This is a genomic window from Thauera sp. ZXT1-4, assembly GCF_052598215.2.
Genome location: NZ_JBQWSN020000004.1, coordinates 67,704 through 79,927, shown reverse-complemented (window position 1 = coordinate 79,927; position 12,224 = coordinate 67,704). Strand labels below are relative to the sequence as shown.

The window sequence follows — 12,224 nt, the reverse complement described above, 5'->3', positions numbered from 1 at the left end:
GTGAAAACCGTTTTCGCGCTTAGGTCGCCGGGCCCTGGTCGCTCACCCCGGCTGACTCGAAGCTCGCCATGTCGTTGAGGAAGTTGACCGCGGCCTGCACCAGCGGCAGGGCGAGAGCGGCGCCCGTGCCTTCGCCGAGGCGCAGGTCGAGCTCCATCAGCGGTTGGGCGTCGAGATAGTCGAGCTGCACGCGGTGCCCCGGCTCCTGCGAGCGGTGGCCGAATATGCAGTAAGACAGCACGTTGCAGGCGATGGCATGTGCAGCCAGCAGGGCGGAGGTGACGATGAACCCATCAACCAGGATCAGCATCCGCCTTTCCGCTGCACCGAGCATTGCACCGGCCATCATCGCAATCTCGAAGCCGCCGTACTGGGCCAGCACCTCCAGCCCGTCGTGGTGTCGGCCGCCGCGTTCGAGCGCCCGCGACAGCAACTGGCGCTTGCGGATCAGCCCGGCGTCGTCCAGCCCGGTGCCGCGCCCGGTCACGCTGTACAGATCGCCGTCGCGGGCCGCGCCCACCAGGCAGTGGGTGATCAGCGAGGCCGAGGCCGTGTTGCCGATGCCCATCTCGCCGAAGGCGACACAGTTGCAGCCGTTGTCCGCCAGCGCATGGGCGAGTTCACGGCCGCGCTGCAGGGCGGCGTCGCGCTGGCCGGGCGTCATTGCCGGCTGTTCGATGTAGTTCGCGGTGCCCGGCGCGATCTTCGCGTCGATCAGTCCGGTGCGTTTGCCGAAATCGTGATTCACCCCGGCATCGACCACGGCGAGCCCCCAGCCCATCTGCTTGCTGAACACGTTGATCGCGGCGCCGCCGGCGAGAAAGTTCTCTACCATCTGCCAGGTGACGTCCTGCGGAAAGGCCGATACGCCCGCCTTGGCCGCGCCATGGTCCCCGGCGAATACCACCATGTGCGGCTGGCGGATCTCGGGTGTGAGCGTCTGCTGGATGAGGCCGATCTGGTGTGCGAGCGGCTCCAGGCGCCCGAGCGCGCCGAGCGGCTTGGTCTTGCGGTCGATCTTGTGTTGCAGCGCGGCGGACAGCAGCGGGTCGGGCGGAACGATGGTGAAAGGTTTCATGGTGACAAGCTTGGTCGGTTGGACGAGATGTTCATCGTGGACGGGGGCTACGCAGCCGCATGGAGTGCAGCACACGCGGCCGTCCTGGATGTCGTGCGGCTCGCAGTTTAGCCCTGCTTCAGCACCAGCGGCAGTCCAGCGGCGACGAAGACAACCCGTTTGCATAGGGTGGCCACTGCCTGGTTGAGCCGTCCGGCCTCGTCGCGAAACAGCCTGCCAAGCTGGGTTTCGGGCACCAGCCCCAGCCCAACCTCGTTGGCGACGAGGAGAATTCGGCCGGGCAATGCGGGCAAGGTGGCGAGCAGTCTCTCGCGCTCGCGGCGAAAGCGCGGCAGTTCGTCGGCGGCGGCTCCGGGGGGCAGGTGCCCGGCGTCGATCAGCAGGTTGGTGACCCACAGCGTCAGGCAGTCCACCACCAGACAGCGATCGGGTGCGGCTTCGCGGCGCAGTGCATCGGCCAGCGCCACGGGCGCCTCCACCGTACGCCAGCCCGCGGGGCGGTCGGCCTGGTGGCGGCGGATGCGCGCGGCCATTTCGTCGTCGAGGGCTTCGGCGGTGGCGATCACCGTCACCGCAAGTCCGGATCCGGCTGCGCGCCGTTCGGCTTCCCGGCTCTTGCCGGAGCGTGCGCCGCCGAGGATGAGTTCACATGTCATTGTCGTGGTTTGGTCTTCCGCTCGTCGTGCGGATTCTTTTTGCAGTGCACGATACCGCCTCGTACGGTATCATCCGCCCCCACTGCCCCGAAAGGGGCAACGCGTTATCGGTGCCCGCGGGCGTATCTCGCCCAGGGTTAAACGGGAAACAGGTGCGCGGCCCTTCGCAAACGAGGCCGCAATGCCTGTGCTGCCCCCGCAACGGTAAGTGCGCGCAAGGTGTGTCCTGCAGCCACTGGGAACATTCCCGGGAAGGCGACTCACCCGTCCGGCCATCAGGCCGGCACAGCGCACGAGCCCGGAGACCGGCCGGAACGCGGAATGGCGGATGTGCCGCGGGGTGGCGGCGACGGGCGCGGTTTGTCTTGCTCTCTTCGGTTCTACCTGCCTCGTGGTGCGTCCATGTGAAGTTGCCATGGCGTGCGGGGACGCGCGGTGTGGCGAAGGGAGAGCCCTACGATGAATATCCGCTTCTCCGCGCTCGCTTCGGTGGGCGCGCTGTGCTGTTTCACCCTGCCGGCCGTTCATGCCGCCGATGCCCAGTTGGGCCATGTGGTCGTCACGGCCACCCGTCAGCCGGTCAGTGCAGATGCCGCGCTCGCGAGCGTCGACGTGATCGAACGTGACGAGATTGCCCGTGCCGGTCATTCGAGCCTGCTCGGCCTGCTGGCGTCGCGGCCGGGGGTGCAGATGGCACGCAATGGCGGCCCTGGATCGAGCGGAAGCGTCTATATTCGCGGCGCCAACGCCGGGCATACGCTGTTGCTTGTGGACGGTGTCCGCATCGGCTCGGCGACCAGCGGCTCGCCGGTGCTGGAAACCATCCCGCTCGAGATCGTTGAGCGCATCGAGATCCTGCGCGGCCCCGGCAGCGCACTTTATGGTGCGGATGCGCTGGGCGGCGTGATCCAGGTGTTCACCCGCAAGGGCAAGGAGGGCTTCCACCCCTCGGTGCGCGTGGGTGCCGGCAGCGACGGCGCACGTGAAGCCAGCGCCACGCTGGCTGGCGGTGCGGGTGTCCTGCGCTATAGCGTGACCGCTGGGCATGAGCGCAGCGACGGCTTCAATGCGCGCACGCCGGTGCTTTCCGTGAACGACCGCGACGACGACGGTTTCCGCGAGGATTACCTCAGCGCTTCGCTGGCGCTGGACCTGGGCGGCAACGACGAAATCGGTGCCAATGTGCTGTATTCCGACATGCGCAACTGGTACGACGCAGCCCAGCCCTTCGATTCCTATCTGGACAAGCGCACGGAATCCTATGGCATGTATCTGCGCAAGCAGCATTCGTCCGATTGGGTCAGCACCCTGCGTTTCGGCCATGGCGTCGATGCGCTCGAGAACCAGTCGAATGCCGGCGCGCGTTCCCGCTTCGACACGACACAGCGTCAATTGAGCTGGCAGCACGATATTGCGCTCGGTGGCGGCTCCTTGATGGCGGCCTACGAGTTCCTGCAGCAGCGCGTGCAGACGACGACCCACTACGAGAGGACCCGGCGCCATATGAACGCCTTCCTGCTCGGCTGGGGCGGCGAGTTCGATCGCCACCGCGTGCAACTCAATGCACGTCACGACCGAAATTCCCAGTTCGGCAGCAAGACCACCGGAACAGCGGCCTACGGCTACGAGATCACGCCGGAGTGGCGCGTCCATGCAAGCATCGGCAATGCGTTCAAGGCGCCGACCTTCAATGATCTCTATTACCCCGTAGAGTGCTATCCGATGTGGGGCTGCTTCGGTGGGAATCCGGCGCTCAAGCCGGAGGAGGCGCTCAATCGCGAGATCGGTGTGGCCTGGGAGCGCAATGACCTCAGCCTGGGGCTGACCTATTTCAACAATCGCATCCGAAACCTGATCGATTGGAGCAGCGGTGTGGCGGCGAACGTCGGCCGGGCAGACATCGAGGGGGTGGAAGCGAGCCTGGGTGCCATGCTCGGGAAGTATCGCGTGCGTGCCAGCGTCGACCTGCTCGATGCGGAGGATCGGCAAACCGGCGACGAGCTCGGCCGTCGCGCGCGCATCAGCGGTGCGCTTGCGCTGGAAAGGCTTGCAGGCGCATGGACCTGGGGCGTGGAGTGGAATGGGAAAGGGCAGCGTTATGATCGGGTGCCCAATGCCCCTGCCGGTCGCCTGGGGGGCTATGGCCTGGTCGATGCGTACGTGCACTACGCCGTGGCGCCTGACTGGAGTGTGGAAGTTCGCGCCAACAACCTGCTCGACAAGGACTACGAACTTGCCAAGGGGTACGGAACACAGGGCCGGAGCGTCTTTGTGGCACTGCGCTACGCCATGCACTGATCGCCGATGCCTGCAATCGCGCTACGTGGGGAGTCGCGCGTGAGTCCAGCCATGCGCCGCACGCGATCGCCGCTGGCGATCACCGTGGTCCTGCTGCTGGCGGGGGCGCTTGCGCTGCTCCTGGCGCTCGTCGCCGGGGGGCTGCCGGTGGGGACAGCCGACGTACTGGGTGCGCTTACCGGCGCGGACGGTATGAATGCGACCGTGATCCGCGAACTCCGCCTCCCCCGCGCCCTTGCTGCCTTCGCCTGCGGTGGCCTGCTCGCCACCGCGGGTGCCCTCATGCAGGTCTTGTTGCGCAACCCGCTGGCCGACCCCTACATCCTCGGCATTTCGGGCGGCGCGGCGGTGGGTGCGCTGGGGGCGATCACGCTCGGGGCGGCTGCGTTCTGGGTGGACGCCTCCGCCTTCGTCGGCGCGCTCACCGCGATGCTCGTGGTCTTCGGTCTGGCACACGGTGACGGCAGCTGGACGCAGACGCGGCTGTTGCTGACAGGCGTCATCGTCGCGGCTGGCTGTGGCGCCGCGGTCTCGCTGATGCTTGCGCTCGCGCCTGACACACGCGTGATGTCCATGCTGTTCTGGATGATGGGCGATGCGAGCGCAGCAGCGCGGCCGTGGCCGGCGCTGCTGGTGCTGGCGCTGGCGCTGGTGGTCGTGTTGCCGTTTGCGCGCGACCTCAACGTGCTCGCCCGCGGTGAACTCTCCGCGCGGGCGCTGGGCGTACAGGTGGGGCATCTGCGCATCGCGCTGTACGTGCTCGCTTCGCTGCTGACTGCGACCGCGGTGACGCTGGTCGGCTCGGTGGGCTTCGTCGGCCTGATCGTGCCGCACCTGGTGCGGCTCGCGCTGGGCAACGACCAGCGTGTGCTGATCCCCGCTGCGGCGCTCGCGGGGGGCACCCTGCTGACCCTGGCCGACACCGCTGCGCGCACCGTGATGGCACCGCAGCAGTTGCCGGTGGGCGTGCTCACCGCGCTGATCGGCGTGCCGGTCTTCCTGTTCCTGCTCTCGCGCAGCCCGCGCAGCACACGATGAACGCTGCCCGTCGCCCCCTGCCGGAGGATGCGGCTCCGCTGCTCGAGGCCGAACGCCTCGCGCTCAAGGTGGGCGAGCGATGGCTATGCTGCGAGTTCAGCCTCAGCCTGGCCGCGGGTGAATGCCTGGTGCTGCTCGGCCCCAACGGCGCTGGCAAGACCACGCTGCTGCACACGCTGGCCGGGCTGCGCGAACCCACGGTGGGCGAGGTGCGCATCGGCGGCCTGCCCTACGCCGCCTGGCCGACGCTGGAGGCGGCACGTTTTCGCGGCCTGCTCGCCCAGCAGCAACCCGACCCTTTTGCCGCGGGTGTGCTCGAGACCGTACTCGTTGGGCGCCATCCTCACCTTGGGCGCTGGGGCTGGGAGGGGCCGCAGGATGTGGCGATCGCGCGCAGGGCGCTGGAGGCGGTGGAACTGACGGGCTTCGAGCAGCGGGACGTGCAGACGCTGTCCGGTGGCGAGCGCCAGCGTGTGGCGATCGCCACCCTGCTCACGCAGGCGCCGCGCCTGTTCCTGCTCGACGAGCCGCTCAATCACCTCGATCTGCATCACCAGATTGCCACACTCGAACTCTTCCAGCGTCTGGTGCGCGAGCAGGGCGCCGGGCGCGGCAGTGTGCTGGTGCTGCACGACATCAACCTCGCCGCACGCTACGCCGACCACATCATCCTGCTCGACGGCCGCGGGGGGGTGATCGCCGGCGATCGCGACACCGTGCTGCGTGCCGACCTGCTCGGCCAGGCCTTCGGCCACCCGCTGCGGCGGATCGAGCACGCGGGGCGGGCGGTATTTTTGCCGGATTGAGCGCAGGCGCTGGCCCAGAACCCCGATCGGTATTCCCGATCTTCCATGTTTATCGACCATACCGACAACGACCCGGCCAGATGCTTTGCGACCCGCTCGCGGCGTGTCCGTCGTTGCTGCCGGGCTCACCGACTACGAACAGGAGAACAACCACATGACCCAGTCCCCCGACCGTGACACCCGCCACAACGCCCGCATGGTGCGCAAGAAGAACGTTGTCGATGAGAAGATCGCCACCGCGCAGGCGGAGCGTGGCGTGCTGCTGGTCAATACCGGCAACGGCAAGGGCAAATCCAGCGCTGCGTTTGGCCTGGTGGCGCGCGCGCTTGGCCATGGCATGCAGGTGGGGGTGGTGCAGTTCATCAAGGGGCGGTCGGATACCGGCGAGGAGGCCTTTTTCCGCAAGCAGCCGGGGGTGCGCTGGCACGTGATGGGCGAGGGTTTCACCTGGGAAACGCAGGACCGCGCCCGCGACGTCGCTGCGGCTGAAGCAGCCTGGGCGGTGGCGCGCGAAATGCTTCAGAATCCGGTCTTCGGCCTCGTGGTGCTGGATGAGCTGAATATCGCGCTGAAGTACCAGTATCTCGACCTCGAGCGGGTGCTTGCCGATCTGCGCGCCCGCCCGCCGATGCAGCACGTGGTGGTCACCGGCCGCGGGGCGCCGCTCGCGTTGGCCGAGGCCGCCGACACCGTCACCGACATGGCGCCGGTCAAGCACGCCTTCTCCGCAGGGGTGAAGGCAATGCCCGGCATGGAGTGGTAAGCATGGCAGTTCCCGATCTCGCGGTTCATCGTCCCGGCCCCCTGCCGGGCTGTGTCTACCTGGTGGGCGCAGGTCCGGGGGACCCGGAGCTGTTCACCTTGCGTGGCGCGCGCCTGGTCGCGGGCGCGGATGCGATCGTCTACGACAACCTCGTCAGTCCGGCCATTCTCGACCTTGCGCCGATCGAAGCCGAGCGCATCTATGTCGGCAAGAAAGCCGCCGACCATTCGCTGCCGCAGGACGAGATCAATCTGCTGCTGCTCAAGCTGGCGAAGCAAGGTAAGCGGGTGGTGCGCCTGAAGGGCGGCGACCCTTTCATCTTTGGTCGTGGGGGCGAGGAGATGGAGCTGCTGGTGGATGCCGGCATCCATGTCGAAGTGATTCCCGGTGTCACTGCGGCGGCAGGTGTCGCCGCCTATGCGGGCATTCCGCTGACGCATCGCGAGCATGCGCAGTCGGTGGTGTTCGCCACTGGCTTCCTCAAGGAGGGCAAGCTCGATCTGGACTGGCCGATGCTCGCGCGCCCGCAACAGACCGTGGTGATCTACATGGGTATCTCGCGCCTGGCCGACATCTGTGCGCAGTTCATTGCGCACGGCTTGTCGCCGAGCACGCCCGCGGGCGTGATCGAGCGCGGTACCACCCACGCCCAGCGCGTGGTGGTGGCCGACCTCGCCACCCTGCCGCAGCGCGTGCTGGAAGAGGGGGTGCGCCCGCCCTCGCTGACAGTGGTCGGCAGCGTCGTCGGGCTCTACCCCAAGCTCGCGTGGTTCGAACCGGAAGACCAGCCCAAGGCCTCGCCGTTACCGCACGCTGGTTGCGCGGTGGTGCATGGGAAGGGCGAGGCTTGAGTGCCGTGGGCGCGCCCAGCCGTGATGAGGCGATGAGCCCCGCCGCGCGGGGAGATCGCGCGCCGGACGGTTCCCATGCTCGTGGCGGGGCTGGGGCCGTCCAGTGCCCGGCGCTCTTTGTCGCTGCACCCGCCTCCGGCCAGGGCAAGACCACCGTCACCGCCGCGCTCGCCCGCCTGCACGCCCGCTTGGGCAGGCGGGTGCGGGTGTTCAAGTGCGGGCCGGATTTCCTCGATCCGCAGATTCACGCGGTGGCAAGCGGCGCACCGGTACACAACGTTGATCTCGGCATGTGCGGCGAAACCGATATCGCCTGGCGGCTGCACGCCGCTGCGCGCGAGTGCGACCTGATCCTGGTCGAAGGCGTGATGGGCCTCTACGACGGCACCCCCTCGGGTGCAGACATCGCGCGCCGTTTCGGCATCCCGGTGATGGCGGTGATCGATGCGCGTGCGATGGCGCAGACCTTCGGCGCCGTGGCCTACGGACTGGCGCACTACCTGCCCGGTCTGCCCTTTGCCGGTGTGCTTGCCAACCATGTTGGCAGCGCGCGCCATGCCGAAATGCTGCGTGCTTCGCTGCCCGAGGGCATGCGCTGGTTCGGTGCTGTGATGCGCGACGCGGACGCGGCGCTGCCGGAGCGTCATCTCGGCCTGCTGCAGGCCGACGAGATCACCGACCTGGGCGAGCGGCTCGACCTCCTGGCCGACCACCTTCAGGCCACGGGCGCCGCCGAACTGCCGCCGGCGGTTGAGTTTCCTGCGGTCTCCGCGCCGGCAGTTCCGCCCCTGCTCGGCGGCAAGCACATCGCAATTGCGCGCGATGCGGCCTATGGCTTCATCTACCCGGCCAACGTGGACACGCTGCTTGCGCTGGGCGCGGAACTCGCCTTCTTTTCGCCGCTGGCCGGCGAGACGCTGCCGGCGCGCTGCGATGCGGTGTGGCTGCCAGGCGGTTACCCGGAACTCCACGGCGAGAGGCTGGCCGCGAATACGCGCTTCTGGGCGAGTCTGCGCGCACACGTTGCTGCCGGCAGGCCGGTGCTTGCGGAGTGCGGCGGGTTGATGAGCCTGCTCGAGACCGTCGTCGACAAGGCCGGCGCTGCGCATGGCTTTGGCGGCCTGCTGCCCGGCCGCGCGGTGATGCAGAAGCGGCTTGCCGCGCTGGGCATGCAGCAGGTCGATCTGCCGCAGGGCCGGATCACCGGCCACACCTTCCACTACTCGAAAACGGAGACCCCACTGGCGCCCTGGCTCCATGCGCAACGACCTGAGGGTGGGGAGGGCGAGGCGATCTATCGTTGCGGCTCGATCACCGCCTCGTACGTGCATTTCTGGTTTCCCTCGAATCCGTTGGTGGCGGCGGGCCTGTTCGGCGGCTGATCGCGCACGCGCCGATGCGGTTGCCGGCGGCGTCTAGCCGTTGGCGGGGGGAGGCCGCAAGGCCGTGCCGGCGGCGTCGGCGATCGCGTTCGCGAGGCTCGCCATCACCGGCGACTGCACCTGCCAGTGGTGCCAGTAAAGCACCACGTCCTCGCGCTCTGGCGCCAGGTCCACGAGTTCGCCGCGTGCCAGATGCCCGCGCGCCTGGATCTCGGGGATGAAGCCGTAGCCGAGCCCCGCGACTGCGAAGGCCATGAAACCCTCGGAGGAGGGTACGACGTGGTGCGGATATTGTCCGGCGTCCAGGCCGAAGTGGCGCTGCAGGAAGGCTTCGTGCATGTCGTCATGACGACCAAACACGATCGCGGGCGCCTTCGACAGTGCCGTCCGCGTCAGGCCGCGCGGGAACCAGCGTGCGCGGAACCCGGGCGCGCCCGCGCACAGGTAGGGCATGGTGCCCAGCCGCTGGGCGGCGCAGCCGCGCATTGGGTCGGCGCGGGTGGAGACGCAGCCCAGCACCTCGCCGTCGGCGAGCAGCGCGTGGGTGTGGTCCTGATCATCCACCACGCATTCGAGCACGATGCCCTCGTCCTTGACCACCTCGGCGACGGCGCTGATGAACCAGGTTGCCAGCGAATCGGCATTGACGCCCACCGCCAGGCGCAGGGGGCCGTGGGTCTGGCGCGGCGCGAGCGCCCTGCGTGCTTCGGCCTCCATCAGTCGCAACTGCGCGAGATAGGGCAGCAGGCGGCGTCCCGCAGGTGTTGGCCGCACCGGCTTGCTGCGCACCAGCAGCACCTGGCCGAACTCGGCCTCGAGCAGTTTCACCCGCTGCGACACCGCGGACTGGGTGAGTGCCAGGCGCCGCGCGGCGCGCTCGAAGCTGCCTTCCTGCAGCACGGCCTCGAAGGCAAGCAGGCGGTGGTCGATCATTAGGAATTTTGCTTGAAAGTGAAATTAATCGATTCTACTTAATGAAGCGCTGAGTTGCGCCTATCGTTTCAGCGATCGTTCCTGCGACATTCGTGCACAAGCCTGCGCCTGTGCGGGTGTCTGTCGCCGCGCTGAAAACAACAACGGAATGCCTCATGAGCAACGTCTACCTCAACGGTTTCATCCTCACTCTCGGCCTGATCATGGCGATCGGCGCGCAGAACGCCCATGTGCTGCGCCAGGGGCTGCGGGGCGAGCACGTGCTGCTGACGGTGAGCGTGTCGGCCCTGTGCGACATGCTGCTGATCGGCGTGGGCATCGCCGGCCTGGGCGGACTTTTCGTCGCCAACCCCGACTTGATGGCGGTGGCACGCTATGGCGGTGCGGCCTTCCTGCTGTGGTATGGCGGCCGCTCGCTGGTCTCGGCGCTGCGCGGCGGGCGGGTGATGGACTTCGCCGAGCACAAGCGCATGTCGCGCGGGCAGGCCCTGCTCGCAGCTGCCGGCTTCAGCCTGCTCAACCCGCATGCGTACCTCGACACCGTGGTGCTGCTCGGTTCGATCGGCAGCCAGCAGGCCGAGGATCTGCGCCCGCTCTTCGCAGCCGGTGCGATCACGGCGTCCATCGTCTGGTTCGTTCTGCTTGGCTACGGCGCCCGCCTGCTTGCCCCCCTGTTCGCCAAGCCGGTGGCCTGGCGCGTGCTGGATGCGTTGGTCGCGCTGATGCTGTGGGGCATTGCGGCCTCCTTGTTGCTGGCGTGAGGATGCGGCATCGTCGGCGCCGCTGCGATCACCAGGCCAATCGCGACAGGGTGTTTCATTGCCGGTGTGCAGGAACGTGGCCGGTATAATCGCGTCCCACGCGTGAATCGCCCGCACATCATTCAGGATCCTGCCGTGTCCGAACGTCTCACCGTTGCGCTTCAATATGCGCTGCCCAAACGCCTGCTCACCCAGCTTGCCGGCAAGTTCGCCGGTCTCGAGGGGGGCGCGGCGACGACTGCGGTGGTCCGCTGGTTCGTGAAGCGCTACGGCGTGAACATGGCCGAGGCGGCCAATCCGGATCCGGCCAGCTACCCGAGTTTCAACGCGTTCTTCACCCGGCCGCTGCGCGAGGGTGTGCGGCCGCTGGCGGATGCGGATTTCGTCTGCCCGGTGGACGGCGCGATCAGCCAGTTCGGGCCGATCGAGTTCGACCAGCTCTTCCAGGCCAAGGGCCACTTCTATTCCACCACCGCCCTGGTCGGCGGTGACCGCGCGCTGGCCGAGCGCTTCGAGAACGGCGACTTCGCCACGATCTACCTGTCTCCGCGCGACTACCATCGCATCCACATGCCCTGCGCCGGCCGGCTCACGCAGATGATCTACGTGCCGGGCGAGCTGTTTTCGGTGAATCCGGCGACCGCACGCGGCGTGCCGGGGTTGTTCGCACGCAATGAGCGCGTGGTGTGCGTGTTCGAGGGTGCGTTCGGTCCCTTCGTGATGGTGCTGGTGGGCGCAACGGTGGTCGGCAGCATGGCGACTGTCTGGCATGGGGTGGTCAATCCGCCGCGCCAGCCGACGATCGAAAAGCGCAGCTATGCAGAAGGCGCGGTGGTGCTGGAGATGGGGGCCGAGATGGGCCGCTTCCTGCTGGGTTCGACGGTGGTGATGCTGTTCCCGAAGGACGTGCTGCGTTTCGGTGCCGACTGGGCGCCGGGTGCGTCAGTGCGCATGGGCGAGCCGATGGCGCGCGCGAAAGCCGCGATGCCCGGGGATGGTGCAGGCGAGAGGGGCGATGCACCCTGATGGGGACGGTGATGCGGTGGGCGCACGCCGCAGCGCGCGTGCCCCGCTGTCACGATGCTGAGATAAAGATGCGCTAGAACAGCCGCTTGGCTTCCGACTGGAGAGCCAGGTGCGGCGGCTCGAAGCTGGCACGATTGAAGCTTGGGGTTCCGTGCAGTCCAACGACAAGCATCAGGAGACAGATCATGCCAAGCCGTCCGATCCATCAGATTCTTTCCGATCGTCCCTTCGTCAGCGTGCCCGCCGAAACCCCGGTGCGCGAGGTGGTGCGCCAGATGGATGCGCTGCAGCGCAGCGCGGCCGTGGTCACCGAGCATGGGGTGCTCACCGGCATCTTTACCGAGCGTGACGCCGCCTTTCGTGTGCTGGCGGCCGGCATCGATGCCGACATCACGCCGGTGGGCGAAGTCATGACGCACAACCCTGTGACGCTGACCGAGGACAAGCCTTTCGGTCATGCGCTGCACCTGATGTACGAGAACGGTGTGCGCCATGTGCCGATCATCGACGCCAGCCGCCACCCGCTCGGCATCGTGACCGCACGCGACGCGCTGCAGCTCGACGCGCTGACCTTCGGCGCCGAGCTGGTGCGCCGCGAGGAGATCACGATCATTCTCTGAGCAGGCAATCCC

The 12,224-nt window shown here is 67.7% G+C and carries 12 protein-coding genes and 1 riboswitch; of the genes, 9 read left to right on the top strand and 3 right to left on the bottom strand.

The annotated features are described in order from the left end of the window. Positions 1 to 19: 19 nt before the first annotated feature. The gene (gene cobT, locus ACUH78_RS04975; RefSeq protein WP_445332867.1) at positions 20 to 1,078 is read right to left on the bottom strand and encodes a nicotinate-nucleotide--dimethylbenzimidazole phosphoribosyltransferase; all 1,059 of its coding nucleotides are present in this window, start codon (positions 1,076 to 1,078) and stop codon (positions 20 to 22) included. A 107-nt stretch (positions 1,079 to 1,185) separates the two neighbouring features. Next, complete coding sequence (gene cobU / locus ACUH78_RS04970; RefSeq protein ID WP_445332866.1) at positions 1,186 to 1,734, bottom strand: bifunctional adenosylcobinamide kinase/adenosylcobinamide-phosphate guanylyltransferase; 549 nt, start codon at positions 1,732 to 1,734, stop codon at positions 1,186 to 1,188. A gap of 91 nt (positions 1,735 to 1,825) precedes the next feature. Continuing rightward, a riboswitch (cobalamin riboswitch) is annotated at positions 1,826 to 2,061 on the top strand. 132 nt (positions 2,062 to 2,193) lie between these two features. Here cobU and ACUH78_RS04965 point away from each other — a divergent pair. The 6 genes from ACUH78_RS04965 (at position 2,194) to ACUH78_RS04940 (ending at position 8,872) form a co-directional block, all read left to right on the top strand. Continuing rightward, complete coding sequence (locus ACUH78_RS04965; RefSeq protein ID WP_445332865.1) at positions 2,194 to 4,032, top strand: TonB-dependent receptor domain-containing protein; 1,839 nt, start codon at positions 2,194 to 2,196, stop codon at positions 4,030 to 4,032. Between the two features lie 51 nt (positions 4,033 to 4,083). Then, positions 4,084 to 5,070, top strand: a complete 987-nt coding sequence (locus ACUH78_RS04960) for a FecCD family ABC transporter permease (protein WP_445332864.1) — start codon at positions 4,084 to 4,086, stop codon at positions 5,068 to 5,070. Beyond that, entirely contained in the window at positions 5,067 to 5,876 is an 810-nt protein-coding gene (locus ACUH78_RS04955; protein ID WP_435750915.1) for an ABC transporter ATP-binding protein, read from the top strand. The genes ACUH78_RS04960 and ACUH78_RS04955 overlap by 4 nt, the downstream gene beginning before the upstream one ends. A gap of 154 nt (positions 5,877 to 6,030) precedes the next feature. Further along, a complete protein-coding gene (gene cobO / locus ACUH78_RS04950; protein ID WP_435750945.1) occupies positions 6,031 to 6,639 on the top strand; it encodes a cob(I)yrinic acid a,c-diamide adenosyltransferase in 609 nt (202 codons plus the stop codon). A gap of 2 nt (positions 6,640 to 6,641) precedes the next feature. Next, positions 6,642 to 7,490: a uroporphyrinogen-III C-methyltransferase gene (gene cobA / locus ACUH78_RS04945; protein ID WP_418364556.1), complete on the top strand. Its 849-nt coding sequence runs from the start codon at positions 6,642 to 6,644 to the stop codon at positions 7,488 to 7,490. Positions 7,491 to 7,522: 32 nt separating this feature from the next. Further along, positions 7,523 to 8,872 (top strand): cobyrinic acid a,c-diamide synthase CobB, encoded by a 1,350-nt coding sequence (locus ACUH78_RS04940; protein WP_435750944.1) that lies wholly within the window; start codon positions 7,523 to 7,525, stop codon positions 8,870 to 8,872. Between the two features lie 33 nt (positions 8,873 to 8,905). On the opposite strand, the gene ACUH78_RS04935 is transcribed toward ACUH78_RS04940, so the two are convergent. Further along, complete coding sequence (locus tag ACUH78_RS04935; protein WP_418364558.1) at positions 8,906 to 9,805, bottom strand: LysR family transcriptional regulator ArgP; 900 nt, start codon at positions 9,803 to 9,805, stop codon at positions 8,906 to 8,908. Positions 9,806 to 9,960: 155 nt separating this feature from the next. Between ACUH78_RS04935 and ACUH78_RS04930 the strand changes: the two genes are divergently transcribed. The 3 genes from ACUH78_RS04930 (at position 9,961) to ACUH78_RS04920 (ending at position 12,212) form a co-directional block, all read left to right on the top strand. Continuing rightward, positions 9,961 to 10,566, top strand: a complete 606-nt coding sequence (locus ACUH78_RS04930) for a LysE/ArgO family amino acid transporter (protein WP_418364559.1) — start codon at positions 9,961 to 9,963, stop codon at positions 10,564 to 10,566. Positions 10,567 to 10,701: 135 nt separating this feature from the next. Next, positions 10,702 to 11,592, top strand: coding sequence for an archaetidylserine decarboxylase (gene asd / locus ACUH78_RS04925; RefSeq protein ID WP_418364560.1), 891 nt, complete (start codon positions 10,702 to 10,704; stop codon positions 11,590 to 11,592). Between the two features lie 185 nt (positions 11,593 to 11,777). Continuing rightward, on the top strand, positions 11,778 to 12,212 hold the full coding sequence (locus ACUH78_RS04920; protein WP_418364561.1) for a CBS domain-containing protein: 435 nt from the start codon (positions 11,778 to 11,780) through the stop codon (positions 12,210 to 12,212). The last annotated feature ends 12 nt before the right edge of the window (positions 12,213 to 12,224 follow it).